Origin of the sequence: Herbiconiux gentiana, assembly GCF_024978135.1 — a bacterium.
GTDB lineage: Bacteria > Actinomycetota > Actinomycetes > Actinomycetales > Microbacteriaceae > Herbiconiux > Herbiconiux gentiana.
This window is the reverse complement of the sequence record NZ_JANTEZ010000003.1, coordinates 629,779-655,366: the sequence shown is the minus strand read 5'-3', so window position 1 is coordinate 655,366 and position 25,588 is coordinate 629,779. Positions and strand designations below refer to the sequence as shown.

Genomic DNA, 25,588 nt, shown 5'->3' with positions numbered 1-25,588 from the left:
CGCCCGCTCAGGGTCGCGGCTGCAGCCTGACTCCGGGGAGCACCGGGGCGGGCAGGGGGGCGCCCTCGAAGTGGTGGTCACTGGCGCCGAAGCGCGGGCGGGCATCCGGATGCTCGGCGGCGCCCTCGGGCATGACGGCGGCCACGGGCGTCGAGCCGTCGGGCTCGGCGGAACCCGACTCGCGCTGCCACGCCGCCCGGTAGGCGACGATCTCCTCGTGGCGGCGGCCCACGAAGTTCCACCACATCAGGATCTTCTCGCCCAGCGGCTCGCCGCCGATCAGCACGACCCGCACCGGCTCGTCGCCCGCGCGGAGCGTCAGCGTGCGGCGACCCGCCCCAACGTGGACCAGCTCGGTGCGGGTGGCGGTGACGTCGTCGACCGCGACCGGGCCGGCGTCGACCAGCACGCCGTGCTCGAACGAGGGCTCGACCGGGAGCGAGACCGCGCCGCCCGCGGGCAGCGTGATCTCGGCGGCGACGAGCGGGGTGAACGTGGTGGCGGGAACGGCGGCCCCGGCGAGTTCGCCCACGAAGACCTTGAGCCGAGCATCCGCCACCTGCACCTCGACGGCCTTGTGGCTCTCGAAGAACGGCGCGGTCTGGCGGTCGGCGTCGGGGAGGGCCACCCAGAGCTGCACCCCGTGCAGCACCGTGGCGGCGGGCGTCGACACCTCGGAGTGCGAGATGCCCCGCCCCGCGGTCATCAGGTTGAGCACGCCGGGCCGCACCATCGCGTGGCTGCCGACGCTGTCGCGGTGCTCGATCTCGCCCTCGAACAGCCAGCTCACCGTCTGCAGCCCGGTGTGCGGATGCGGCGGAACGACCATGCCGCCGGTCTCCGACACCGTCGACGGCCCGTAGTGGTCGGCGAAGCACCAGGCGCCCACCATCGTGCGCTGCTTGCTCGGCAGGGTGCGGTGCACGGTCATGGCACGGGGGCCGCCGAGCGGCACCTCGCGGGCGGTCACGATCTCGGGCGGAGCGGCGCTCGTGGCGGTGTCGCAGGCGGCCCAGGTCTCGTCGGGACGGCGCTCGAGGTTGCTCATGCTCGCATCCTACGTTCTGCCGTCACGCCCACGGCGAACAGGGGCTGTCTGGCCCTGCTTCGCTGGTTAGTCTCTTCCTATCGGTCGCCAACCACCGGCCCTGGCGACCAAGGAGACAGACATGTTTGAGAGATTCACCGACCGAGCCCGTCGCGTCGTCGTCTTGGCGCAAGAAGAAGCCAAGATGCTCAACCACAACTACATCGGCACCGAGCACATCCTGCTCGGTCTCATCCACGAGGGCGAGGGTGTCGCCGCCAAGGCGCTCGAGTCGCTGAACATCTCGCTCGACGCGGTGCGCGAGCAGGTGCAGGACATCATCGGCCAGGGCCAGCAGCAGCCCACCGGGCACATCCCCTTCACGCCCCGCGCGAAGAAGGTGCTCGAGCTCTCGCTCCGTGAGGCGCTGCAGCTCGGCCACAACTACATCGGCACCGAGCACATCCTGCTCGGGCTCATCCGCGAGGGCGAGGGCGTCGCAGCCCAGGTGCTCGTGAAGCTGGGCGCCGACCTCAACCGGGTGCGCCAGCAGGTCATCCAGCTGCTGTCGGGCTACCAGGGCAAGGAGCAGGTCGCGGTCGGCGGCAACGACCAGGCCCCCGACAAGGGCTCGCAGATCCTCGACCAGTTCGGGCGCAACCTCACGCAGGCCGCGCGCGACAACAAGCTCGACCCCGTGATCGGCCGCGAGAAGGAGATCGAGCGGGTCATGCAGATCCTCTCGCGCCGCTCCAAGAACAACCCCGTGCTGATCGGTGAGCCCGGCGTCGGCAAGACCGCCGTCGTCGAGGGCCTCGCCCAGGCGATCGTGCGCGGCGACGTGCCCGAGACCCTGAAGGACAAGCAGCTCTACACGCTCGACCTCGGCTCGCTCATCGCCGGCTCCCGCTACCGCGGTGACTTCGAGGAGCGCCTGAAGAAGGTCACGAAAGAGATCCGCACCCGCGGCGACATCATCACGTTCATCGACGAGATCCACACCCTGGTGGGTGCGGGTGCGGCCGAGGGCGCGATCGACGCGGCGAGCATCCTAAAGCCGCTGCTCGCCCGTGGTGAGCTGCAGACCATCGGTGCCACGACGCTCGACGAGTACCGCAAGCACTTCGAGAAGGACGCGGCGCTCGAGCGCCGGTTCCAGCCCATCCAGGTGGCCGAGCCGTCGTTGCCCCACGCGATCAACATCCTGAAGGGGCTGCGCGACAAGTACGAGGCGTTCCACAAGGTCTCGATCACCGACGGCGCCATCGTCGCCGCGGCGAACCTGGCCGACCGCTACGTGCAGGACCGCTTCCTCCCCGACAAGGCGATCGACCTGATCGACGAGGCGGGCGCACGACTTCGCCTCTCGATCCTGTCCGCCCCGCCGGAGCTGCGCGAGTTCGACGAGCGCATCGCCGCCGTGCGCGGCCAGAAGGAGGCCGCGATCGAGGATCAGGACTTCGAGAAGGCCGCCTCGCTCCGCGACGAGGAGAAGAACCTGCTCGGCGAGCGTCTGCGCCTCGAGAAGCAGTGGAAGGCCGGCGAGGTGCAGACCTCCGGCATCGTCGACGAAGGGCTGATCGCCGAGGTGCTGGCTCAGGCCACGGGCATCCCGGTGTTCAAGCTCACCGAGGAGGAGTCCGCTCGCCTCGTGTTCATGGAGAAGGCCCTGCACCAGCGGGTCATCGGCCAGAACGAGGCCATCGCCGCGCTGTCCCGCACGATCCGCCGCACCCGCGCCGGGCTGAAAGACCCGAAGCGCCCCTCGGGTTCGTTCATCTTCGCCGGCCCCACGGGTGTCGGCAAGACCGAGCTCGCCAAGGCGCTCGCCGAGTTCCTGTTCGACGACGAGAACGCGCTGATCTCCCTCGACATGTCGGAGTACGGCGAGAAGCACACGGTCTCGCGACTGTTCGGTGCCCCTCCCGGCTTCGTCGGCTTCGAAGAGGGCGGCCAGCTGACCGAGAAGGTGCGCCGCAAGCCGTTCTCCGTCGTGCTGTTCGACGAGATCGAGAAGGCCCACCCCGACATCTTCAACTCGCTGCTGCAGGTTCTGGAGGAGGGGCGCCTGACCGACGGTCAGGGTCGCGTCGTCGACTTCAAGAACACGGTCATCATCATGACGACCAACCTCGGCACGAAGGACATCACGGGTGCCCCGATCGGCTTCCAGGCGACCGGCAACACCGCGACCTCCTACGAGCGCATGAAGGGAAAGGTCTCCGAGGAGCTGAAGAAGAACTTCAAGCCCGAGTTCCTCAACCGCGTCGACGACACCATCGTGTTCCCGCAGCTCGACAAGGAGGAGCTGCTGCAGATCGTGGATCTGTTCATCAAGCGCCTCCGCGACCGTCTGCTCGACCGCGACCTCACGATCGAGCTGACGCTCGCCGCGAAGGAGCGCCTGATCGAGGTCGGCTTCGACCCCTCGCTCGGTGCGCGTCCGCTGCGCCGCGCCATGCAGCACGAGGTGGAGGACCAGCTGTCCGAGCGCATCCTGCAGGGCGAGCTCAACGCGGGCGACCACGTGCACGTCGACTTCGTCGACGGGGCGTTCACCTTCGCGACGACCTCGCGCGAGCCGGTCGCGATCGGTGCGGGCTCCGACTCCACGGCCTCCTCGGCCGCGGCGGCCGCCGCCCTCGGCGACCTCGACTAGCTCTACCGCCCTCCGTCTCCTTGCGAGACACCGAAAAACGCCTCATCCCTCAGGGGGTGGGGCGTTTTTCGGCGAGTGGGCCGGTCGCCGGCGGCTACGCTGGAGCGATGAATTCGAGCAAGACGCCCGTCACCGTGCGGCGGGCGCGCACCAGTGACGTCCCGTGGATCCAAGGTCTCGTGGAACCGTTGGTGCAGCGACGAATCCTGCTCGGCAAGGACGCGGTGGTGTTCTACGAGGCGGTGCAGGAGTTCCGCATCGCGGTGGCGCCCGACGGCACACCCGTGGGCTGCGGCGCCCTGCACGTCTTCTGGGAGGACCTCGGCGAGGTGCGCACCCTCGCCGTCGACGAGGCCTGGCTCGGCCGGGGCGTCGGCTCGGCGCTCCTCGCGCAGCTCGAGGCTGACGCCCTCGAGCTCGGACTCTCCAAGCTGTTCTGCCTCACCTTCGAGGTGCCGTTCTTCGAGCGCAACGGCTACACCGCCTCGCCCCTCTCGCTCGTCGATTCCGAGGTCTACGCCGAGCTCGTGCGCTCGCCCGACGAGGGTGTCGCGGAGTTCCTCGACCTCGCCCGTGTGAAGCCCAACACTCTCGGCAACACCCGCATGCTGAAGCACCTGCGGTGACGTGGTGAGCGACGACCACGGCTCCGGCAGCATCGGTGACGAGCGGATGCGCGGCGAGACCGACCCCGACGACCACCGCAGCTTCAACCAGCGACTGCGCGACCGCTTCTACGGTCGGCGCTCGGCCGGCGAGACCGACGCCGAGCACGAGACGGCGGCGTCAGCTCGCCCGAAGGCTAACCAGATGGGCTTCTTCGGGCGCGTGCAGCGGCCGGGCGGCTTCGACGAGCCGCCGGAGGAGCCGGTCGAGCTCGACGGCGAGCTGCCGTGGGAGCTGGGCGGGGAGAAGCGGCCCGAGAGCTGACGCGCCCGCCTGTGGCGACCCGCGAGCATCGGCACGCGGCCCGTTCGCCTCAGAGGCGGGAGGCGCACTCCACGCAGAGCGAGGCCGTCGGCCGTGCCTCCAGGCGGGCCGGCGCGATCGGCCGGTGGCAGACCAGGCAGACGCCGTAGCTGCCGTCCTCGAGGCGCGCGAGCGCTGCATCCGTCTCGCCGAGCCGGAGTTCGGCGGCCAGCAGCAGGCCCCGGATGCGCGACCACTCGCTCGACAGCGTCGGACCCTCGGGGTCGTGCTCGTCGTCGTCGGGCGACGTCTCCCGCGTGGTGCGGAGCGCCGCCATCGTCTCGGTCAGCTCGCCGATGTCGGCGCGCGCCACGTCGTGCGCTCGCTCGAGTCGGGCCCGGACGTCGTCGCTCGTGGTCGTCGGCCCGTCGTCAGCCCGCGGGGGCGGGGCCGTCGGTGGGCGTCGCGTCGCCGACGAACTCCTTGAACTCCTGCTCGAGGTTCTCGTCGAAGGAGTCGGGCTCATCGCTCTCTGAGCCGTTCGCGCGCGCGGCCACGTTCTCGGAGTCCAGGGCCTCGGCCTCGGTGACGTCGACCTCGGGCTTCTGGCCGTTGTGCTCGAAGGACTCGGGCTCGGTGGGTTCGATGAAGGTGCTCATGGCGACGAGCGTACGCCCGAAACATGCCGAACACATGGGCGGGATACGATCCACGGGTGTCTCCCGTCTCGCCCTACCAGGTCTGCGTCGCCTTCCTCACGCGCCTCGGCGTCGACGGTCGCACCGAGGTGCTGCTGGGGCGCAAGAAGACGGGCCTCGGCTCGGGCAACATCGTTGGTCTCGGCGGCAAGATCGAGCCGGGCGAGACCGCGCTCCAGGCGATCGTGCGCGAGATCGAGGAGGAGTCGGGCCTCGTGGTCGAGCCCGGTGACCTCACGGAGATGGGGCTGGTGAAGTTCGCGTTCCCGTTCCGCGAAAACTGGAGTCAGGACTCGACGGTGTTCGTGGGGTCGCGCTTCGCGGGTGAGCCGCAGGAGTCGGACGAGGTATCCCCCGACTGGTTCCCGGTCGACGAGCTGCCGCTCGGCGAGATGTGGGACGACGCGAAGTACTGGCTGCCGGCCGTGCTCGCGGGCGAGCGGGTGCTCGGCGACTTCGTCTTCGGCGAGGACTGCGCGACGGTGAGCGAGCACGAACTGCACGACCCCGTCCCGAGCCCGTAGAATCTCGTGTGCCTTCCGCGACCGACCAGCCCGATCTGCCCGATCAGTCCGCCGAGCCCGCGATCGACCCGGCCGACCTCGCGCTCGCGCTGAAGGTGCTGGCCGACGTCGCCGAGCTGGACGAGGAGCATCCCGACTTCGTGGTGCTGCGCCGGGCCACGGCCAAGATGTTCAAGGCGGTCAAGCGCAAGCGGCGCCGCGAGATCCGCGCCGAGATCGCCGAGGCCGACCGCAGCGTGGTGGCCGCGACCGCGACAGGTGCCCCCGACCGCATCGACGACGAGACCCGCGGGCTGGCCATCGGCAGCTCGAGCACGGCCGCCTCGGCGGGCACGCTGCTGAAAGCGCGCAAGTGCTACATCTGCAAGCAGCCCTACACGCTCGTCGACGGCTTCTACCACCAGCTCTGCCCCTCTTGCGCAGCGCTCAACCACGCCAAGCGCGAGGCCCGCACCGACCTCACCGGGCGGCACGCGCTGCTCACCGGCGGCCGCGCCAAGATCGGGATGCACATCGCCCTGCGGCTCCTCCGCGACGGTGCGCACACCACGATCACCACCCGGTTCCCGCGCGACGCCGTGCGCCGCTTCGCCAGCCTGCCCGATGCGGGCGAGTGGATGCACCGGCTGACCGTCGTCGGCATCGACCTCCGCGACCCCGCCCAGGTGATCGGGCTCGCCGACCAGCTCGCCGCCGCCGGTCCGCTCGACATCCTGATCAACAACGCCACACAGACGGTGCGGCGCTCGCCCGGCGCCTACCGGCCGCTGGTCGAGGCCGAGCTGGCTCCCCTCCCCGACGGGCCGCTGCCCGAGCTGGTGACGTTCGGGCACACGAACGACCCGCATCCGCAGGCTCTGGCCCGCTCGGTGAGCGCCCACCCGATCCTCGCTTCGGCCGCCGCGCAGGCCGAGGAGCTCACGGAGCTGGCCGACGGGCTGACCACCCGGGCCGACGAGCTGACGGCCCAGGCGATGGCCGCCGGGTCGAGCTCCCTGGCTCGCCACGCGGCCGGCACCGCGATCGACGCGGGCGGCCTCGTGCCCGACCTGCACGACGTCAACTCCTGGACCCAGCGCGTCGACGAGGTCGACCCGCTCGAGATGCTCGAGGTGCAGCTCGCGAACACCACGGCGCCGTTCATCCTGATCTCGAGGCTGCGTCCGACTCTCGCGGCCAGCCCGGCCCGGCGGCGGTACGTCGTCAACGTGAGCGCCATGGAGGGGGTGTTCGCCCGGGGCTACAAGGGCCCCGGGCATCCGCACACCAACATGGCGAAGGCCGCCGTGAACATGCTCACCCGAACGAGCTCGCGGGAGATGTTCGAGAGCGACGGCATCCTGATGACGAGCGTCGACACCGGGTGGATCACCGACGAGCGCCCGCACCCCACCAAGGTGCGGCTGGCCGAGGAGGGGTTCCACGCACCGCTCGACCTCGTCGACGGCGCCGCGCGCGTGTACGACCCGATCGTACGGGGCGAGCAGGGCGACGACCTGTTCGGGGTCTTCCTGAAGGACTACGCGCCCGCCGCCTGGTGAGGCGCCGGGGTCACTCGGTGCTCGAGGACGCCGACGCGAACTGCGCCTCGTACAGGGCGGCGTAGGCGCCCCCGGCCTCCAGCAGCTCGGCGTGCGTTCCCTGCTCGACGATCGACCCCGATTCCATCACCAGGATGAGGTCGGCGTCGCGGATGGTCGACAACCGGTGCGCGATCACGAAGCTCGTGCGGTCGGCCCGGAGCGCCGACATGGCCTTCTGCACCAGCTGCTCGGTGCGGGTGTCGACCGAGGAGGTCGCCTCGTCGAGGATGAGCACGCTCGGCTTCGCGAGGAACGCCCGCGCGATGGTGAGCAGCTGCTTCTCGCCGGCGCTGACGTTCGAGGCCTCGTCGTCGAGCACGGTGTCGTAGCCCTCGGGCAGCGAATGCACGAAGCGGTCGACGTAGGTGGCCCGCGCCGCATCGAGGATCTCCTCCTCGCTCGCCGGGGGGTTGCCGTAGGCGATGTTGTCGCGGATGGTGCCGCCGAAGAGCCAGGTGTCCTGCAGCACCATGCCGGTGCGGGAGCGCAGGTCGCGCCGGGTCATCCGGGCGATGTCGACGCCGTCGAGCGTGATGCGCCCGGCGTCGAGCTCGTAGAAGCGCATGATCAGGTTGACCAGGGTCGTCTTGCCGGCTCCGGTGGGGCCGACGATCGCGACGGTCTGGCCCGGCTCCGCCACGAGCGAGAGGTGCTCGATCAGCGGCTTGTCGGGCAGGTAGCGGAACGAGACGTCGTCGAACACCAGCCGCCCGCGGTTCTCGGTGGGGGAGAGGGCGGGCACGGCATCCGGAACCTGCTCGTCGGCGTCGAGCAGCTCGAACACGCGCTCGGCCGAGGCGACGCCCGACTGCAGCAGGTTCACCATCGAGCCGAGCTGGGTCAGCGGCTGGGTGAACTGGCGCGAGTACTGGATGAACGCCTGCACGGCCCCGATGCTCAGCGCGCCGAGCGCGACCTGCAGCCCGCCGACCACGGCGATGACGACGTAGACCAGGTTCCCCACGAACATCATGGCGGGCATGATGATGCCCGAGACGAACTGCGCGCCGAACGACGCCCGGTAGAGCTCGTCGTTCTTCGCGCGGAAGGCCGCCTCGGTCTCGCGCTGGCGGCCGAAGACCTTGACCAGCGCGTGGCCGGTGAAGTTCTCCTCGACCTGGGCGTTCAGCTGGCCGGTGCTCGCCCACTGGGCGACGAAGAGCTTCTGCGAGCGCTTCGCGATGACCGTCGTGATGACGACCGTCAGCGGGATGGTGACGAGGGAGATGACGGCGAGCAGCGGCGAGGTGACGAACATCATCACGAGGATGCCCACGACGGTCAGGATGCTCGTCAGCAGCTGGGAGAGCGTCTGCTGCAGGCTCTGCGCCACGTTGTCCATGTCATTGGTGACGCGGCTCAGCAGCTCGCCCCGGGGCATGCGGTCGAAGTAGCCGAGCGGCAGCCGGTTGATCTTCGTCTCGACCTCCTCGCGCAAAGAGTAGGTGGTGCGCTGCACGATCGTGTTCAGCAGGCGGCCCTGCACCCAGGAGAAGATCGACGCGGCCACGTAGAGCACGAGCACGAGGCCGAGCACCAGGGCGAGGCGGTCGAAGTCGATGCCCTGGCCCGGCACCAGATCGATGCCCGAGAGCAGGTCGGCCTGGGTCTGGTCGCCGCTCGCGCGGAGGCCCTCGACGATCTGCTCCTTGGTGGACCCCGCGGGAAGTGCCTTGCCGAAGGCGCCCGCGAAGATGATGTTGGTGCCCTGACCGAGCAGCCACGGGCCGAGCACAGTGGCCACGACGCTGACGATGCCGAGCACGATCACGACCAGCACCGGCACGCGGTGCGGAGCGAGACGGCGGATCAGCCGCTTCGCGGACGGACCGAAGGTCATCGACTTCTCGGTCGGAAGCCCTGCCCCGCCGAAGGGGCCGCCTCCGCCCGGGCCGCCGCGACGCACCGGACCGCGCTGGGCTCCGTTCCCCGGCCCGCTCATGCCGCTTCCTCCGCCGTCAGCTGCGACGAGACGATCTCGGCGTAGGTCTCGCTCGAGACGAGCAGCTCGTCGTGGGTGCCCCGGCCGACGATCTCACCGTCGTCGAGCACGATGATCTGGTCGGCGTCGACGATGGTCGACACCCGCTGAGCCACGATGACCAGGGTGGCCCCTCTCACGTCGGCCTTGAGGGCACGCCTCAACCGCGCATCCGTCGCCAGATCGAGCGCCGAGAAGGAGTCGTCGAACACGTAGATCTCGGGGCGCTTCACGAGGGCCCTCGCGATCGCGAGGCGCTGCCGCTGACCGCCGGAGACCGTGGTGCCGCCCTGCGCGATCGGGGCGTCGAGCCCGCCGTCGAGCTCGCGCACGAAGTCGGCGGCCTGGGCCACCTCGAGCGCGTGCCAGAGCTCGTCGTCGGTGGCGTCGGGCTTGCCGTAGCGGAGGTTCGAGGCGACGGTGCCCGAGAACAGGTAGGGCTTCTGCGGCACCAGGCCGATCCGCGACCAGAGCAGGTCGGGGTCGAGCTGTCGCACGTCGACGCCGTCGACCAGCACCTGACCTCCCGTGGCGTCGAAGAGCCTCGGCAGCAGGTTGACCAGGGTGGTCTTGCCGGCGCCCGTCGAGCCGATGATCGCGAGCGTCTGCCCCGGCTCGACCATGATGTCGAGGTCGCGCAGCACCGGCTGCTCGGCCCCCGGGTACGAGAACGACGCGCCCCGCAGCTCGACCGTGCCATGCGCGCGCAGCTCGTGCACCGGGTTGCCGGGGCGGGTGACGGAGGTCTCGGTCTGCAGCACCTCGGTGATGCGGTCGGCGCAGACCGAGGCGCGGGGGATCATGATGGCCATGAAGGTGGCCATCATCACCGCCATCAGGATCTGCACCAGGTAGCTGAGGAAGGCGATGAGCGTGCCCACCTGCATCGACCCCTCGTCGATGCGGAACGCACCGAACCAGATCACCGCGACGCTCGAGACGTTCAGGATGAGCATGACGGTCGGGAACATCAGTGCCATCAGCCGGCCGGCGCGCAGGGCCGAGTCGGTGACCGCGGCGTTCGCCTGGGCGAAGCGGTCGGTCTCGATGCCCTCGCGCACGAAGGCGCGCACCACGCGGATGCCCGTCAGCTGCTCGCGCAGCACGCGGTTCACCGTGTCGATGCGGCCCTGCATGCGCCGGAACTGCGGCACCATGCGCACGATGATCGCGCCGAGCGAGACGAGCAGCACCGGAACGCTGACCGCGATGATCCAGCTCAGCTCGAGGTCCTGCTGCAGGGCCAGCACGATCCCGCCGATGGCGAGGATCGGCGCGGACACGAGCAGGGTGAAGGTCATCAGAGCGAGCATCTGCACCTGCTGCACGTCGTTCGTCGAGCGGGTGATCAGGGACGGGGCGCCGAATCGGGAGACCTCGCGCTCGCTGAACTCCCCGACCCGGTGGAAGATCGCGCCGCGCAGATCGCGCCCGAGCGCCATGGCGACCTTCGCGCCGAAGTAGACGGCGGTGATCGCGGCCGCCACCTGCACGACCGTGATGCCGAGCATCCAGAGCCCCGTCGAGAGGATGTACGCGGTGTCGCCCCGGGCCACGCCCTGGTCGATGATGTCGGCGTTGAGGGTGGGGAGGTAGAGCGAGGCGACCGACTGCACGAGCTGGAACAGCACGACCAGCGCGATGGGTCGCCAGTGCGGTCGCAGGTAGCGGCCGAGCAGACGAAGGAGGGTCACGCGGAGCCTTTCGCTCGGAATGGGGGAGCCGGGGACACCTCGATCATTCCACTCGCGCGCCGGCGGTGCGCCAGCGAGTCTGCTTCGCGCGGTTGCCGCAGATCGCCATCGAGCACCACTGCCCCGTGCGGGAGCGCGAGTGGTCGTAGAAGCCCCAGCGGCAGGCATCGTTGCGGCAGGCCTTCAGCCGAGACCAGGAGCCGTCGGCCAGGGCGCCCGCCGTCGCCGCGACTACCCGGGCGACGACGCCGTCGAGGCCTGAGGTGGCGCCCGCGTACTCGACTCCCGACGGCGCGAAAAGCAGCTCGACCCGAGTTCGGCGCGCGGCGGCGGTGAGAGCCGCGGCCGTCGAGGCGGGGAGGGGCTCGCGGTCGTGGTTGGCGAGGAGGGCCAGCCGGAGCTCTTCGCGGAAGGCCCGCGCTCGCCGCAGAGCGGCCGGCGAGACGGAGGCGGCGGCGTCGACCCCGGCGGCATCGGCCCCGGCCGCACCCGCCCCGGCCGCACCCGCCCCGGCGGCGCGCGCCCACTCCCGCCATGACGCCTCGTCCCGCAGCGCGTCGACCCCGGTCTCGAGGTCGACGCTGTTGACGAAGGCCCGCACGAACTCCAGTTCGCCGGGGGCCTGCGGCCCGATCGTGCTCATGCTCCATCGTAACCACCATTGCAGTGACGGCGGCAGACTAGTAACCTCCCAAAGCATGATGACGGTTACGAGCGCCTGGCAGTCCCGTCCCTTTCGCCGCGTCTGGGCGGCCGGTGCGGTCGCCGGCCTCGGCACGGAGATCGGCGAGCTCGCCGTGCCCGTGCTGGCGGTCGTGACGCTCGCGGCCTCCGCGACCGAGCTGTCGCTCGTGCGGGCGGCCCTGCTCGTGCCCTACCTGCTGCTCACCCTGTGGCTCGGCGTGGTCGTCGACCGGCGCGCGCGCCGCCCGCTGCTCGTGGCCGCCGATCTGGGGCGGGGCCTGCTGCTGGCGATCGTGTGCGGCCTCGCGCTCGCCGGCTGGCTGAGCATCCCGCTGCTCGTCGCCGCGGCCGCGCTGCTCGGTTCGTTCGCCGTGCTGTCGACCCTCGCCGAGTTCTCGTTCGTGCCCCAGGTGGTCGAGGAGGATCAGCTGATCGACGCCAACGCCCGCATCACCGCGGCGCAGTCGGCCATCGGGGTGGCCGGTGCCGGAGCCGGCGGCCTGCTCGTGCAGCTCGTCACGGCGCCGTTCGCCCTGCTGCTGAACGCGGTGGGCTTCGGGATCTCCGGGGTCCTGCTGCTCCGGCTCCGGGTGGCCGAGCGCGTGCCGCAGCCGGCGCAGGGCCAAAAGCCATCGGCCTGGCGGGAGGCCCGCGCGGGCATCTCCGTGCTGCTCCGGCATCGGGTGCTGCGGGCGCTGCTGTCGGAGGCGACCCTGTGGAACCTCGGCAACGAGATCCTGATGCTCGCCCTCGCGCTGCTCGTGCTGCGCGACTACGACTTCGGGCCCGCCGCCCTCGGGCTGGTGCTGATGGCCGGAGGCGTCGGAGCCTTCACCGGCAGCCTGCTCAGCGCGCGACTGACGGCCCGCTTCGGCTACGGCCGATCGCTCGTGGCGGCCATGCTGATCGGCAACTCGGCGCCGCTCGTCGCCGTGCTCGGTGCCGGGTCCGCATCCGTCGTCTCGCTCGTGGTGCTGACGGCCGGCTTCGTGTTCTCGGGGCTCGGCATCGGGGTGGCGAACTCGCAGGCGGTGAGCCTGCGCCAGCTGGCGGTCGAGCCGACGATGCGGGGGCGGGCCAATGCCGGCTATCGCCTCGTGTCGTGGGGTGCGCTGTCGATCGGGGCGCTGGCCGGCGGGGCTCTCGTCTCGCTGCTCGGCCCGTGGGCGGCCGGGTCGATCGGCGCGGGGCTGATGGCGGTGGCGACGATCCCGGTGGCGCTGTCGCCGGTGAGGCGGATGCGCCGCATCGAAGAGGTGCAGCCGGCCGCCGCTGCCTAGACTTCTCGCATGCAGCCCGCGCACCTCGAACCCGGCATCTACGAGCACTTCAAGGGCGCGCGGTACGAGGTGGTCGGGGTGGGCCGGCACAGCGAGACCGAGGAGCAGCTCGTGTTCTACCGCAAGCTCTACGACGACTACTCGTTCTGGGTGCGGCCGCTCGCGATGTTCACCGAGCACGTCGAGCGGGACGGGTACAGCGGCCCCCGGTTCGCCCGCGTCGCCTGACGCAAGGGGGTGGTCACCCCGTCCCGACGGGAGCAGGGTGGAGGGTTCGACACGAAGGAGTCTCCATGCCGATCCCCGAGAGCGCCGTGCTCTTCGACGTCGACGGAACGCTCGTCGACTCCAACTACCAGCACGTCAGCGCCTGGGTGCGCGCGTTCGTAGAGGTGGGTCACCCGGTGCCGGCCTGGCGCATCCACCAGGCGCTCGGCATGGACTCGAGCCGCCTGCTCGAGGAGCTGCTGGGCGACGACGCCGACGAGCTCGGCGATCGCGCCAAGGAGCTGCACGCCCGCCATTACAAGGACTCGGCCGACCAGCTCCGGCCCCTCCCGGGTGCCCGCGAGCTGCTCCGTGCGCTGCACGAGGAGGGCAAGACCATCGTCCTCGCCACCTCCGCGGCCGCCGACGAGCTCGAGATCCTGCGCGGCGTGCTCGACGCCGACGACTACGTCGACGCCGCCACGAACGCCGACGACGTCGAGACCGCGAAACCCGAGCCCGACATCCTGCAGGTGGCGCTCGAGCGGGCCGGCGTCGAGGCCTCCGACGCGGTGATGGTGGGGGATGCGCGCTGGGACATGGTCGCGGCCGGGCGGTCGGGCATCCGGGGCATCGCCGTGCGGAGCGGTGGTGTCGACCGCGAGGCCCTCGTCGAGGCGGGTGCGACCGAGACCCACGACGACGCGGCGGCGCTCCTCTCGGCCCTCGGTCTCGCAACTCGCGGCGCATCCGCCCCGTGATCGGGCCCTTCGCTCGTTAGATTGAGGGCATGTCGACACTCAGGCATCCCGTGGGTCCGCAGCCGAAGAAGGTCTACTGGCGGCGGAGGCTCCTCGTGCTGCTGATCCTCGCCGCGATCATCGCGGTCGTGGTGCTGATCGTCGTGCGCCCGGGCTCCGGCGCGGCCGAGACCGGGGGCGCCGCGGCACCCACCGCCTCGCCGGCCGCCACCGATGCGGCGTCCGGTCAGGCTCCGGATGCGGCCGCCACCCCCGGTTCGGTCGACACCGGTGCCGACGCCGGCGCAGCCGCGACGGGCGAGGTCGTGGCCTGCGCGGGCGGCAACATCCAGGTGAGCCCGGTCACCGACGCCGACACCTACGACGCCTCGGCCAAGCCTCAGCTCTCGTTCACCATCACGAACACCGGCGCGGAGCCCTGCTCGATCAACGCGGGCACCTCGCAGCAGATCTACACGATCACGAGCGGGAGCGAGACCTACTGGGTCTCGACCGACTGCCAGACCGACCCCTCCGACACCACCGCCGTGCTGCAGCCCGGCGTCGCGGTCTCGTCGACCCCGTTCACCTGGGACCGCACCCGCTCCTCGACCGACACCTGCTCGGCGACCGACCGCCCCATCGTCCCGGCCGCCGGCGCCTCGTACCACCTCGACGTCTCGGTCGCGGGCATCCCGTCGGCCGACTCGAAGCAGTTCATCCTGAACTAGCGGGTCCCGCCGCCGGTTCTGACGCCCTCCAGCGGATACGGGCTCAGGCGGACGCGTCGGGGCCCTTCGGGTCGTGCGCCCTCGTCTCTGCCACAGCCTGCTGCACGGCGGACAGCAGCCACGGATGCGCCGCCCACGTCTTGTCGGGATTCTGCTTGTACAGAACGTCCTCGATGCCTTTGCGCACTGAAGAGCGGATGACGCTCGCCAGGACGAGGAAGCCCACGACGATGACGACGATCGTCAGCACGAGGCTCGACAGCGGATCCATCGCGTTCCTTTCGACGGCGGCGGGAGGACTCCCCGCCGGCGTCGTTTGGGGCTCGGCCGACGGGGAGTCTGCACCGGCGGCCCTCGGGAGTGGGTGCTCCCTCGGCGGGCCTCGGTCATCACGACGCAGACGAAGTCGGGTCGGACCCGCCGACACTATCGGTGCGGAGACCTCCACGACAACCGTCGTGCTGCCGAGCTCCGACCACCGGGTCGGGCGTCCGCGGCCGGAAACACGGTGGCGGGACCGTCCCCAAACCGCGTCCCGCCACCTGGGCTCACCGTACCGCCCGCTCCCAGGGACCGGAGATCACGACGCTCCGGTCATCACAGAAGTCGTTCAGATGACGTTCCGGGTCCATCCGGCGGATGCGCGGCGGATGCCCGGCGGAGCAGCCCGTTCACTCCGTCCGGCTACGATGCCGAGGTGGATGCAGCGCTCGAGGTCGACGTCTCCGGCGGGCGGGTGCGCGGTGCGGAGCGGAGGGGACTGCGCTGGTGGCGCGGCATGCCGTTCGCCGCGGCGCCCGAGGGCGAGTGGCGCTTCCGGGCGCCGCAGCCCGTGCGGCCGTGGGCGGGCATCCGCGACGCCCGGTCGTTCGGCCCGGTCGCCATGCAGTCGCGCGACGGGGCCTTCGTGGGCACCTCGCGCTCGACGCCGATGGCCGAGGACTGCCTGAGCATCAACGTGCTGCGCCCGGCCGACGACCGCGACGGGCTTCCCGTGATGGTGTTCGTGCACGGGGGCGCGTACAGCGTCGGGTCGTCGGCCGAGCATCCGCGCGACGGTGAGACGCTGGTGCGTGAGGGCGGCGTCGTCTACGTCAGCTTCAACTACCGGCTGGGCGCCCTCGGCTACCTCGACCTGCGCCGCTACTCGACGCCCGAACGGCCGATCGAGGCGAACCTCGGGCTGCGCGACCAGGTCGCGGCGCTCGAGTGGGTCCGGGCGAACATCCGCGGTTTCGGGGGCGACCCCGACAACGTCACGCTGTTCGGCGAGTCGGCCGGCGGCAACGCGGTCACGACGCTGATGGCGACCCCCGCCGCGCACGGCCTCTTCGCCCGCGCCATCGCACAGAGCCCGCCGCCGAACGCCGTCTACCTGCCCGAGACCACGGCCGTCTGGGCCGAGGAGTTCGTCGAGCTGCTGCTGGAGTCGGTCGACACCGACGGGGTCGAGTCCGCCTCCGACGACCTCGCCGGACAGGTGCTCGTCGACGCGACGGCCGACGAGCTGGCGGCCGCGGCCGTGACCCTGACGCTGCGCACCCCGGATGCGCATCCGGGCACCATCGCCCTCTCGCCGGTGATCGACGGCGACGTGCTGCCCGATCGGCCGCTCGACGCGTTCAAGGAGGGGCGGGCGGCGCGGGTGCCGCTGATCATCGGCACGAACGACCGCGAGGGGTCGCTGTTCACCGGGCGGCTCGACATCCTCGCGACGACGCCGAAGCGCATCCGGGCCATCTTCAAGCGCACGAAGAAGAGCGCGCGCAAGGCGATCAAGGCCGAGTACCCGGGGCTGCCGGCGAAGCGCCCCGCGGCCGACTTCGGCGGCGACTACGCGTTCTGGTACCCCACCGTGAAGGTGGCCGAGCGGCACTCGCGCTACGCCCCGGTGCACTTCTACCGCTTCGACATCGCGCCGCGGCTGGTGCGCCTGGCCGGCTTCGACGCCACGCACGGGCTCGAGCTGTTCGCCGTGTTCGACCGTCTGGGCGGGTGGTTCGGGCGCACGATGACGGTGCTGGGCGGGCGCCGCGCGTTCCTCCGCACGGGCAAGCGGATGCGCGGCCACTGGTTGCGCTTCGCCCACGACGGTTCGGTCGATGCCGCCGCGTGGCCGGCCTACGACGAGACGGAGCGGCTGACGCTGATCATCGACGCCGTCGATCGGGTCGAGGCGGATCCGCGGGCGGCTCGGCGGATCGCGTGGCAGGACTTCGTGCCGCACGTGTGAGGCGCGAGGGCGGTACCCCGGCCCGGGTCAGCGGCCCGCGAAGGCCTGGGTGAGCGCGCGGAGGAGCTGACGGGAGTCGTCGTCGATGATCGTGGTGAAGCCGAGGCGCTTGGCCTCCGCCGCGCGGGTGCGGCTCGAGGCGACCGGGCGCACCTCGCCCGCGAGCGAGATCTCGCCGAAGGCGGCCAGGTCATGGGCGAGCGGCCGGTCGCCGGCCGCCGAGGCGAGCGCCAGCGCGATCGCGAGGTCGGCACCCGGCTCGGTGAGCTTCACGCCGCCGACGGTCGAGACGTAGACGTCTTTGTCGCTGAGCGAGATCTTGGCGCGCCGCTCGAGCACCGCCAGGATCATCGCCACCCGCGAGGAGTCGACGCCGTTCGTGACCCGGCGTGGGTTGGGCGACGGCGTCTTCACGACGAGCGCCTGCACCTCGACCGGCAGCGCCCGCCGGCCCTCGAGCGCGACGGTGACGCAGGTGCCCGACACGGTCTCCGACCCGCGCGACAGGAAGAGCCCGCTCGGGTCGGGCACCTCGGCGATGCCGTCGGCGCTCATCTCGAAGCAGCCCACCTCGTCGGTGGGCCCGAAGCGGTTCTTCAGCGCGCGCACGAAGCGCAGCGCCGTCTGCCGGTCGCCCTCGAACTGGCAGACAACGTCGACCAGGTGCTCGAGCACGCGCGGCCCCGCGATCGAGCCGTCTTTCGTGACGTGGCCCACCAGGAGCAGCGGGATCGAGCGCTCCTTCGCCACCCGGATCAGCGACGACGCCACCTCCCGCACCTGGGTGGGGCTGCCGGCCGCACTGTCGAGCGACGAGCTCGACACGGTCTGCACCGAGTCGACGACGACGAGGTGGGGCTGCACCGCGTCGATCTGGCCGAGCACGGTGGCGAGATCGGTCTCGGCCGCGAGCATGAGCGTGGGGGAGAGGGAGCGGGTGCGCTCGGCCCGCAGCTTGACCTGCGAGACCGACTCCTCGGCCGAGACGTAGAGCACCCGGAGGTGCTCCTCAGCAGCCTTGGCGGCGACCTCGAGCAGCAGCGTCGACTTGCCGACCCCGGGCTCGCCCGAGAGCAGGATGGCGGCGCCGGGCACGAGCCCCCCGCCGAGCACCCGGTCGAACTCGCCGATGCCGGTGGCCCAGTGCACCGCGATGTCGGAGGAGATCTCGGTGATGGGCCGGGCGATGCGAGCCGCGTCGAGCACGGTGGCGCGAACGGCCCGGCCGATGCCCTCGTTCTCGGCGGCCGAGACCACGGTGCCCCACGACTGGCACTCGCCGCAGCGACCGACCCACTTCGCGGTCTGCCAGCCGCACTCGGTGCAGCGGTATGCGCTCGCGGACTTGGTGGCCATGGTCACACCCTAGAGGCGGCCACCGACACCGGCGCCGCCGCCGCCGCCGCCGCGGCTAGTCCTCGTCGTCGACCCAGGCCCCGCGCCCCTGCGCCGCCAGCGTGGCGGCTCGCTCCGCGAGCCTCCGCCGAACATCCGCCTGCGCCTCGCTCACGAAGGCCGCATCGAGCGGCACCGTCGCAGAATGCGGCGACCCGTGATGGGCGGCGATGTACGCGTCGAGCTCGGGCCCCGACTCGTAGGAGGTGATGAGGCAGTAGCGGGGCTCCGGCCCCTTCTGCCAGACCGCGTGCCAGAACCGCTGCGTGTCGACGATCAGCTGCGCCCCGGCCGGCAGCGGGATGCGCACCTCGGTCTCGGGATCGAAGCGGTCCTCCCGCAGGATGAGGAACGAGTCCTTGTCGTCGGAGAGGTTGAAGAACCCGCGCACGATCCAGCCGGTGCCGTCGGGGTTCAGCCGGTTGTTGTCGTCCTGGTGCAGGTTGTAGAGGGCCGTGGCGTAGCTGTTGGGCTGCAGCTCGATCACGCGGCAGCGCCCGATGTTCGCCCCGGGCTCCTCGGCGCGCGCCTTCAGGATCGGCGCCTTGGCGACGTTGGCGGCCACCCACACGCCGTCTTTGTCGGTGCGCGGCGGGGTGTGGTTCCAGAATCCGTTGCACTCCATCTCGCCCGCCGCGCTGGCGAGCGGGGCGAAGCGCGTGTCGCCCGACGACTTCCAGGCCACGTACTCGAGGTCGAGCCACTCCTTCGGGTCCTTCGCCTGGTCGTACGTGTCGAGGACGACGTAGCCGGTCTCCTCGAGAGCCGCGGATCGGATGTAGCTCATCGGACAATGGGCCCTTTCAATCGGGAGCGGGTGCGCAGTCACCAGCCGACTTAGGTAAGGCTAACACGCGGCCGGATCGGCATCCGGGCGTAAACTGGAGTGACTGGCGATGCAGGCAGGAGAACCCACCACACGACCAGCACCACTCTCTCGACCTAGGAGGCGACTGTGACCGATGACGTATCCGGAGCCCCCCATCTCGAATCCGTGCTCCGCCGTGCGACGACTCACTCCGTCGCGCTCGACCGTGACGACATCGTCCTGCGCAAGGGTCAGCTGACCCTCCTCAACGGCCACTCGACGCCGCGGGAGTCGATGATCGACGACCTGTTCTTCGTCGCCGACGCTCTCGACGCCGCCCACGTGCCGTTCCTCCTCGTGCGCGGCAACGACGAGCGCCCGGTGCTCGCGGTGATGTGGGGCGACCGCAAGCGCGCGAAGGCGGCGTTGGTCGAGCGGATGCGCGGCGAGCCGTTCTACTCCAAGGCCCCCGGTGCGCCCGCACTGCTGGTCGCCGACGGTCGCCTGTCGCGCGACCCGAAGGCCCGCGTGCTCCGTCTCTACCGGCCCCGCATCGAGCCCATCGGCCGCCTGCGGTACGGGGCGTCATCCGCCGTTCAGCTCGAGTTCTGGAAGCGCGAGGACGACGTCGTCGAGGCGCCGGTGGAGAACTCGCTGACCCGTCGCACCATCCCCGTCGACGAGATGGTCGAGACCTCGGTCGAGATCTACGGCCGCACCTGGACGACGATCGAGGGCATGTTCAACGAGCTCGCGAGCGACGTCGACTTCGAGATCGACATGGTCTTCTCCTGGGTCGACGGCACGGCGATCGAGTTCCAGCGCGCCCGCGCCCGCCGCATGGCGAGCTACGTGGTGGGCGAGGGCGACGACTCCGAGGCCCGCTACCGTCAGATCGACGAGCTCAAGTACGCCCTGCGCAGCGTCTACATGTTCGCCCCCTGGGTGCGCAACATCTACATCGCGACCGACTCGCCGAAGCCCGACTGGCTCGGCGACGACCCCCGCGTCACGATCATGCCGAGCGAGGCCTTCTTCGAAGACCTGTCGAACCTGCCGACGCACAACTCGCACGCGGTCGAAGCGCAGCTGCACCACATCCCGGGGCTCAGCGAGCACTTCCTCTACTCCAACGACGACATGTTCTTCGGCCGGCCGGTGACGCCCGACCTGTTCTTCTCGCCGGGCGGCATCACCAAGTTCGTCGAGGCCGACACCCGCATCGGGCTCGGGGGCAACGCCCTGCACCGCAGCGGCTTCGAGAACGCCGCCCGCGTCAACCGCGAGCTGCTGCAGCAGCGCTTCGGGCGCATCACCACGCGCCACCTCGAGCACTGCGCCGCGCCGCTGCGCAAAAGCGTGCTGTTCGAGATGGAGGACGAGTTCTCCGACGCCTTCGCCCGCACCGCGGCGAGCCCGTTCCGCTCGGCCACCGACATCTCGGTCACGAACTCGTTCTACCACTACTACGCGCTGCTCACGGGCCGTGCGGTGGTGCAGACGGATGCCCGGGTGAAGTACGTCGAGACCACGCTGTTCTCGGCGCTGAAGGAGATGGACGCGCTGCTGAAGAAGCGGTCGATGGACATGTTCTGCCTCAACGACGGCTCGAAGCCCGAGATCGACGTGGAGACGCGCACCAGCGCCGTGATCTCGTTCCTCGAGCGCTACTTCCCGTTCCCGGCTCCGTGGGAGAAGGCGGCGGGAACCCCCGTCACACTCCCGTCGGGAGAAGGATCGGCATCGTCATCGGCGGTTCGGGAGAGACCCGCGGGCTGACCGCGTCGGCGATCACGATGCCCTGGGCGGCGAGCCGGCGACGCGTCTCCTCGGCGCTGATGTGGTCGAGCGTCGGGTAGCTGCCGATCGGCACCACCGAGTGCAGCACGGTGTGCTCGTAGACGTGCACCAGGTTGAAGGCCTGGGCACCGGCGCGGCCCTTGGTTCCGCCTGGCTCGACGTTGAGATCCTGCGTGTAGCAGGTCGCCGACGCGACCGAGACGGGGATGCCCGCGAAGGTGGCGTTCGTGGAGTAGTGCAGGTGCCCGGCGATGATCGAGCGCACGTCCGAGCCCTCGAGCACCTCGGCGAGCCCGCGCTGGTCGCGCAGCTCGACCGACACCGCGAGGTCGAGCACGCTCGGCACGGGCGGGTGGTGCATGGCGAGGATGGTGCCGTGCGGTGCCGGGAACGCGAGCTCCTCGGCCAGCCAGTCGAGCTGGTCGCTCGAGACCTCGCCGTAGTGGTGGCCGGGAACGGTCGAGTCGAGCGTGATGACGCGCAGCCCGTTCACGTCGTAGACGCGGTCGACACTGCGGTCGGTGGGCACCTCGCCGAACAGGCCCTCGCGGAACGAGGCCCGGTCGTCGTGGTTGCCCATCACCCAGATGACCTCGGCCCCGAGCCGCGCGGCGGCCGGCTCGACGATCGCACGCAACCGGCTGTAAGCATCCGGCTCGCCCTTGTCGGCGAGGTCGCCGGTGAAGACGATGGCCTCGGGGCGGCCGCCCGACGCCTCGAGCTCGTCGAAGATTTCGCGCAGGTGCTTCTCGCTGTCGACGACGCCGTAGAGCTTGTTCCCACCTGCCAGCAGATGGGTGTCGCTCAGGTGCAGGAGGAAATGGTTCGGCCTCGGGTACTCGGCCGTTCTGTCGGTCACAGGACTTCCATTCGGTGAGGTGCGGGCCTCCGGGGTGAGGCCCGTCCGTCGTGCAATCCGACTCAAGCACGCGAATCTGAACGAGAAGCGAACATCCGGCAGTATGTCGGAGATCATTTCCGGATGCTCGTGCGACGGGTCGTCGACGGCCCGATTGGCGAGACGCGGCGCGCTCGCGTACACTCGTCCCCGGTACCGTGTCCGAGCGGCCGAAGGTGCAACTCTCGAAAAGTTGTGTGGGGGAGACTCCACCGTGGGTTCAAATCCCACCGGTACCGCCACCGACAAGCCCCCGAGTCCCGCGATCGCGCGGGTTCGGGGGCTTGTCCGTTCCCCCGCGCCAGGCGCCGACGATATCAGATGGGGTAGTCGTCGTTGTCGAACGTGGAAAAGGGTTCGAACGGGCTGTCCAGGTCCCCGTCGTCCCGGCGTTCGTCGGGCACGTCCGCGACCTCGAAGGTGATCGGCACGCCGGGGGAGACGAGGATCGCCAGCTCGCGGTTGCCGTAGAGCGTGACCGTGACGATGTCACCGCCCTCGCGCACGGCTCTCAGGGCCGCGTCCTGGATGGCCTGGACCTCCTGACCCTGCGCGAGCGGGTGCGGCGTGTCGCTGACCGTGATCGTGATGCGTTCCATTCAGAGCCTCCCGGAACCTAGATGACCACCGTTGGACCAGTCTCACAAGGGGGCCACCGATAATGAGACCAGACGCCCGAAATAGCCGGAAAAGGTAGCTATTGTCCGCCCTTCCCCCCACAGTTGAACAGAGAAGGGATCATCGCCTTGGGAAAACTCACGTACGACTCGTCGCTGACCGTTGAGTTCGACGATCGCGTCCTCGCTCACCTGTCCACTGTCATCACCGCCAAGCTCCGCCGGGGGGAGTGCTTCTCATTCAGCTGGAAGGACGACCCGGCCGCCGGCGACGGGCGCACCTCGATCTGGCTGCATCCGACCATCCCGATCGTGTTCAAGTTCTACGGCGGCCGCGCCCCGGTGCTGAACCGGGCCTGGGTCGAGGCCCTGATGCTCACGGCGAACTCGCCCCACGGGCTTCACCTGGTGAACGAGCCGGAGCAGGCCGAGCCGGCCGCGCAGACCGGTTCCGTCGGGGTGCACGCGTGAAGCGCATCGACATCATCTACGACGGGCGGGACTACAGCGTGGCCGACCAACAGGTCGGCGAGCTGCAGGCTCGCATCAGCGCTGCCCAGCAGGGCGGGCCGGACTGGCTCGAGGTCAACTTCGGTGAGGGGCAAGTGCGTGAGGCGCGCCTGCTGATCGGCCCGGGCATCCCCATCTCGCTGATGGTCGTCGCCGCTTCCGACGACGCCTGATTCGGCATCGGGGAGTCTTCGGCGACGACGCCTGAGCGACATCCTCCGGCGCTGACCGCCCGCGCACCGCCCCAGGCCGTGCGCTCCTTCGGCGTGCCCCGCGCATCCCCCTTTCCCGCGCAGCACGGTCGAGCCGCCCTGGCAAGGGTCTGGCCGAAGCAATCCACCGGGCCACGGTGAGGAGTGTCCGCACTCCGAAGTGAACTCCTGGCCCGTGGCCGGAGAGATGAAAGGGAAGACAATGTCGGAAAGCTATGCGGGGTGGTCGTCGAGTGGAAGCACGGCGTGTGGCACGCGCGCCCGCGATCCGCGCCGGGGGAGGTGGTCGCCCGGTCGCTCGGCGATCTGCCGCCTGACATCGCCGGGCACGGCCACGCACCCGTCCTCCGCCTGCCTCAGGATGTTCAGCAGCTGCTCGACGACGCCCAGACCTACAGCCGCCTCGACTGCCCCGAGGCCACCCGCACCAGTCGTCGCAAGGCGGCGACGCTGCTCCGGTCGCGCCTCATGTCGGACGCCGACATCGCCCGGTGTCTCGGCCTCACGGTCGAGAGTCTGCGCTCGGAGGTCATCGCCGGGACCGACCACCACCGCTAGCGCCGCTCGCGCCCGCAGATCCGGCGATCACCGGACGAGGCACCCGTCAGCCGCCGAAGCCGGTGAGGGCACCGCGTTCGTCGAAGCGCGCACCCGGAGCCCACGCGATCTCCCACCGGGTGCCCTCGGGGTCGGCGACGTAGGCGGATCGCCCGCCCCACTCCCGTGTCTGCGGCTCGGCGATCGGCACGGCACCGGCGCGCACCGCCGCGTCGAACGCGGTGCCGACGTCGTCGGCCTCGTCGACGTTGCAGGCGAGCGTCACCCCCGACCATGTCGGCGTCGGAGGCACCTCCGCTCCGGCCTCCGCCGCGAGCTCGGCCGCCGGGTACAGTGCGAAGAGCACGCCGCCGACGAGGTAGGCGGTCCAGTCGTCGTCGCTGCCGTCGATCTCGGCCCAGCCGAGCGCTGCGTAGAAGCGACGCAGCAACGGCAGGTCTCGCACGCCGACGGTGACGACGGAGAGGCGGGACGGCATCGGCATGCCTGAAGTCTGCCAGGCGCGGGCGGCGGCCGGGCATCCGATCGCCCCTCGACGGCGCCGAGGCGGGTCATTCGTGCTCGGGGAGGAGCGGGGCGTCGAGCCCCGGGTCGCGGTCGAGCTGCACCGCGCGCGCGACGGAGGCGGCCCCGAAGCGATCGCGCACCGCGTCGAGCACGGTGTCGAGGCGCGCCTGGTCGTTCCAGTCGATGGGGAGTTCGGGCGGCAGGCTGTCGGCGCGGGCGAGCTGCGCGAGTGAGATGCCGATGAGCGTGATGCCGCGCGCGCCGATCTCGGGCCGGGCGGTGGCCAGGAGCTCGCGGGCGACCTCGAGCAGCACCGAGGTGCGGTCGGTCGGCCGCACGGTGCGTGAGCGGGTGGCCTTCGCGAAATCGCCGAAGCGCAGCCGCAGCACCACCGTGCGGCAGACCCGGCCGCCGTCGCGGAGCCGCCGGGCCAGGCGGTCGACGATCTGGGTGAGGAAGAGGTCGAGCTCCTCGTCGGTGCGCGGCTCGGAGCCGAGCGCCCGTTGCGAGCCGATGGACGCGCGGCGGCGGGTGGTGTCGACGGGCCGCGGATCGCGCAGGCGGGCCAGCGCGTGCAGGTGGGCCCCGGCGGCCCGGCCGAGCAGTCGTTCGGCGGTCGCCTCCTCGAGCTCGGCGAGCTGCCCGACCGTGCTGATGCCGAGCCGGTGCAGCTTCTCGGCGGTCACCGCGCCGACGCCCCAGAGCCGCTCGACGGGCAGCGGCAGCAGGAACTCCTGCTCGCGTTCGGGCTCGACGACGAGCAGCCCGTCGGGCTTGCACACGGCGCTCGCGACCTTGGCGAGGAACTTCGTGCGGGCCACCCCCACCGAGATCGCCAGCCCGGCCTCGGCCCGCACCCGCTCGCGCAGTCGCACGGCCACCTGCTCGGGCGACCCGGCGAGCCGCCGCAGCCCACCCACCTCGAGGAACGCCTCGTCGATCGAGAGCCCTTCGACGAGCGGCGTGGTGTCGCGGAAGATCGCGAACACGGCCCGGCTCGCCTCCGAGTAGGCCTCCATGCGCGGATGCACGAACACCGCGTCGGGGCACAGCTCACGCGCCTGGCGCCCGCCCATGGCGGTGCGGACGCCGCGCGCCTTCGCCTCGTAGCTCGCCGCGAGCACGACCCCGCCGCCCACGATCACGGGCCGCCCGCGGAGCTCGGGCGCATCCCGCTGCTCGACCGACGCGTAGAACGCGTCGAGGTCGGCATGCAGCACGCTCGCCTCGCCCCGCATCCCGCCTCCGCCCTCGCGCCGCCGCCGCGCCGCCGCCTCTCGCTCCGCTCCGCTCCCGAGAGCATCCCACCCACCCCCGACATCGGGCGGGTGAC

Annotated in this window: 27 protein-coding genes and 1 tRNA gene; 15 read left to right on the top strand and 13 right to left on the bottom strand. The window is 70.9% G+C overall.

All coding sequences use genetic code 11. From position 1 onward, the window contains the following. Positions 1-7 precede the first annotated feature (7 nt). Positions 8-1,048: a pirin family protein gene (locus tag NVV95_RS10290; RefSeq protein WP_259486432.1), complete on the bottom strand. Its 1,041-nt coding sequence runs from the start codon at positions 1,046-1,048 to the stop codon at positions 8-10. A gap of 121 nt (positions 1,049-1,169) precedes the next feature. On the opposite strand from NVV95_RS10290, the gene NVV95_RS10285 reads away from it, so the two are divergent. The 3 genes from NVV95_RS10285 to NVV95_RS10275 all read left to right on the top strand — a co-directional run bounded on the left by NVV95_RS10285 (position 1,170) and on the right by NVV95_RS10275 (position 4,616). Further along, positions 1,170-3,686: an ATP-dependent Clp protease ATP-binding subunit gene (locus tag NVV95_RS10285; RefSeq protein ID WP_259486431.1), complete on the top strand. Its 2,517-nt coding sequence runs from the start codon at positions 1,170-1,172 to the stop codon at positions 3,684-3,686. Positions 3,687-3,793: 107 nt separating this feature from the next. Further along, entirely contained in the window at positions 3,794-4,312 is a 519-nt protein-coding gene (locus tag NVV95_RS10280; protein WP_259486430.1) for an amino-acid N-acetyltransferase, read from the top strand. Positions 4,313-4,316: 4 nt separating this feature from the next. Further along, positions 4,317-4,616, top strand: a complete 300-nt coding sequence (locus NVV95_RS10275; protein ID WP_259486428.1) for a hypothetical protein — start codon at positions 4,317-4,319, stop codon at positions 4,614-4,616. A gap of 49 nt (positions 4,617-4,665) precedes the next feature. Here the strand turns inward: NVV95_RS10275 and NVV95_RS10270 are convergent, their stop codons facing one another. Beyond that, positions 4,666-4,968: a TraR/DksA family transcriptional regulator gene (locus NVV95_RS10270; RefSeq protein WP_259486427.1), complete on the bottom strand. Its 303-nt coding sequence runs from the start codon at positions 4,966-4,968 to the stop codon at positions 4,666-4,668. 58 nt (positions 4,969-5,026) lie between these two features. Beyond that, positions 5,027-5,254, bottom strand: coding sequence for a hypothetical protein (locus NVV95_RS10265; protein WP_259486426.1), 228 nt, complete (start codon positions 5,252-5,254; stop codon positions 5,027-5,029). 56 nt (positions 5,255-5,310) lie between these two features. Between NVV95_RS10265 and NVV95_RS10260 the strand changes: the two genes are divergently transcribed. Then, on the top strand, positions 5,311-5,817 hold the full coding sequence (locus tag NVV95_RS10260; protein ID WP_259486425.1) for an 8-oxo-dGTP diphosphatase: 507 nt from the start codon (positions 5,311-5,313) through the stop codon (positions 5,815-5,817). A gap of 35 nt (positions 5,818-5,852) precedes the next feature. Beyond that, positions 5,853-7,358, top strand: a complete 1,506-nt coding sequence (locus NVV95_RS10255; RefSeq protein ID WP_375163806.1) for an SDR family NAD(P)-dependent oxidoreductase — start codon at positions 5,853-5,855, stop codon at positions 7,356-7,358. 10 nt (positions 7,359-7,368) lie between these two features. On the opposite strand, the gene NVV95_RS10250 is transcribed toward NVV95_RS10255, so the two are convergent. From NVV95_RS10250 to NVV95_RS10240, 3 genes are read right to left on the bottom strand one after another with little or no spacing between them, the layout of a single operon-like run. Further along, positions 7,369-9,342 carry an ABC transporter ATP-binding protein gene (locus NVV95_RS10250; protein ID WP_259486423.1) on the bottom strand — a complete coding sequence of 658 codons (1,974 nt, stop codon included), beginning with the start codon at positions 9,340-9,342 and terminating at the stop codon, positions 7,369-7,371. Continuing rightward, positions 9,339-11,075 carry an ABC transporter ATP-binding protein gene (locus NVV95_RS10245; RefSeq protein ID WP_259486422.1) on the bottom strand — a complete coding sequence of 579 codons (1,737 nt, stop codon included), beginning with the start codon at positions 11,073-11,075 and terminating at the stop codon, positions 9,339-9,341. The genes NVV95_RS10250 and NVV95_RS10245 overlap by 4 nt, the downstream gene beginning before the upstream one ends. Before the next feature lie 43 nt (positions 11,076-11,118). Continuing rightward, complete coding sequence (locus tag NVV95_RS10240; RefSeq protein WP_259486421.1) at positions 11,119-11,718, bottom strand: CGNR zinc finger domain-containing protein; 600 nt, start codon at positions 11,716-11,718, stop codon at positions 11,119-11,121. Between the two features lie 55 nt (positions 11,719-11,773). Here NVV95_RS10240 and NVV95_RS10235 point away from each other — a divergent pair, with 55 nt between their 5' ends. The 4 genes from NVV95_RS10235 (at position 11,774) to NVV95_RS10220 (ending at position 14,717) form a co-directional block, all read left to right on the top strand. Continuing rightward, a complete protein-coding gene (locus NVV95_RS10235; RefSeq protein WP_259486420.1) occupies positions 11,774-13,039 on the top strand; it encodes an MFS transporter in 1,266 nt (421 codons plus the stop codon). Positions 13,040-13,048: 9 nt separating this feature from the next. Next, complete coding sequence (locus NVV95_RS10230) at positions 13,049-13,267, top strand: DUF1653 domain-containing protein (RefSeq protein ID WP_259486419.1); 219 nt, start codon at positions 13,049-13,051, stop codon at positions 13,265-13,267. Between the two features lie 65 nt (positions 13,268-13,332). After that, positions 13,333-14,007 carry an HAD family hydrolase gene (locus NVV95_RS10225; RefSeq protein ID WP_259486418.1) on the top strand — a complete coding sequence of 225 codons (675 nt, stop codon included), beginning with the start codon at positions 13,333-13,335 and terminating at the stop codon, positions 14,005-14,007. Between the two features lie 29 nt (positions 14,008-14,036). Then, complete coding sequence (locus NVV95_RS10220) at positions 14,037-14,717, top strand: hypothetical protein (RefSeq protein WP_259486417.1); 681 nt, start codon at positions 14,037-14,039, stop codon at positions 14,715-14,717. Between the two features lie 43 nt (positions 14,718-14,760). Here NVV95_RS10220 and NVV95_RS10215 read toward each other — a convergent pair whose 3' ends face one another. Next, a complete protein-coding gene (locus NVV95_RS10215; protein WP_259486415.1) occupies positions 14,761-14,988 on the bottom strand; it encodes a hypothetical protein in 228 nt (75 codons plus the stop codon). A 426-nt stretch (positions 14,989-15,414) separates the two neighbouring features. On the opposite strand from NVV95_RS10215, the gene NVV95_RS10210 reads away from it, so the two are divergent. After that, the gene (locus NVV95_RS10210) at positions 15,415-16,950 is read left to right on the top strand and encodes a carboxylesterase/lipase family protein (RefSeq protein WP_259486414.1); all 1,536 of its coding nucleotides are present in this window, start codon (positions 15,415-15,417) and stop codon (positions 16,948-16,950) included. A 27-nt stretch (positions 16,951-16,977) separates the two neighbouring features. Here the strand turns inward: NVV95_RS10210 and radA are convergent, their stop codons facing one another. Then, positions 16,978-18,306, bottom strand: a complete 1,329-nt coding sequence (gene radA, locus NVV95_RS10205) for a DNA repair protein RadA (protein WP_259486413.1) — start codon at positions 18,304-18,306, stop codon at positions 16,978-16,980. A 55-nt stretch (positions 18,307-18,361) separates the two neighbouring features. Then, entirely contained in the window at positions 18,362-19,132 is a 771-nt protein-coding gene (locus NVV95_RS10200; protein WP_259486412.1) for a hypothetical protein, read from the bottom strand. A 168-nt stretch (positions 19,133-19,300) separates the two neighbouring features. On the opposite strand from NVV95_RS10200, the gene NVV95_RS10195 reads away from it, so the two are divergent. Next, a complete protein-coding gene (locus NVV95_RS10195; protein ID WP_375163800.1) occupies positions 19,301-20,932 on the top strand; it encodes a stealth family protein in 1,632 nt (543 codons plus the stop codon). Here the strand turns inward: NVV95_RS10195 and NVV95_RS10190 are convergent. Beyond that, positions 20,868-21,812 carry a phosphodiesterase gene (locus NVV95_RS10190; protein WP_259486411.1) on the bottom strand — a complete coding sequence of 315 codons (945 nt, stop codon included), beginning with the start codon at positions 21,810-21,812 and terminating at the stop codon, positions 20,868-20,870. The two genes, NVV95_RS10195 and NVV95_RS10190, sit on opposite strands and share 65 nt — an antisense overlap. Positions 21,813-22,003: 191 nt before the next feature. Between NVV95_RS10190 and NVV95_RS10185 the strand changes: the two genes are divergently transcribed. Beyond that, positions 22,004-22,093, top strand: a tRNA-Ser gene (locus tag NVV95_RS10185). Positions 22,094-22,168: 75 nt separating this feature from the next. Here the strand turns inward: NVV95_RS10185 and NVV95_RS10180 are convergent. Beyond that, entirely contained in the window at positions 22,169-22,450 is a 282-nt protein-coding gene (locus NVV95_RS10180; protein WP_259486410.1) for a hypothetical protein, read from the bottom strand. Positions 22,451-22,597: 147 nt separating this feature from the next. On the opposite strand from NVV95_RS10180, the gene NVV95_RS10175 reads away from it, so the two are divergent. The 3 genes from NVV95_RS10175 (at position 22,598) to NVV95_RS10165 (ending at position 23,748) form a co-directional block, all read left to right on the top strand. Continuing rightward, positions 22,598-22,939: a DUF7882 family protein gene (locus tag NVV95_RS10175; RefSeq protein WP_259486409.1), complete on the top strand. Its 342-nt coding sequence runs from the start codon at positions 22,598-22,600 to the stop codon at positions 22,937-22,939. After that, positions 22,936-23,151: a hypothetical protein gene (locus NVV95_RS10170; RefSeq protein ID WP_259486408.1), complete on the top strand. Its 216-nt coding sequence runs from the start codon at positions 22,936-22,938 to the stop codon at positions 23,149-23,151. The genes NVV95_RS10175 and NVV95_RS10170 overlap by 4 nt, the downstream gene beginning before the upstream one ends. A gap of 261 nt (positions 23,152-23,412) precedes the next feature. Continuing rightward, positions 23,413-23,748 (top strand): hypothetical protein, encoded by a 336-nt coding sequence (locus NVV95_RS10165; protein ID WP_259486407.1) that lies wholly within the window; start codon positions 23,413-23,415, stop codon positions 23,746-23,748. A gap of 46 nt (positions 23,749-23,794) precedes the next feature. On the opposite strand, the gene NVV95_RS10160 is transcribed toward NVV95_RS10165, so the two are convergent. Together NVV95_RS10160 and dinB are read right to left on the bottom strand one after the other, a co-directional pair. After that, entirely contained in the window at positions 23,795-24,232 is a 438-nt protein-coding gene (locus NVV95_RS10160) for a VOC family protein (RefSeq protein WP_259486406.1), read from the bottom strand. Positions 24,233-24,299: 67 nt separating this feature from the next. After that, a complete protein-coding gene (gene dinB, locus NVV95_RS10155) occupies positions 24,300-25,493 on the bottom strand; it encodes a DNA polymerase IV (protein ID WP_259486405.1) in 1,194 nt (397 codons plus the stop codon). Positions 25,494-25,588 lie beyond the last annotated feature (95 nt).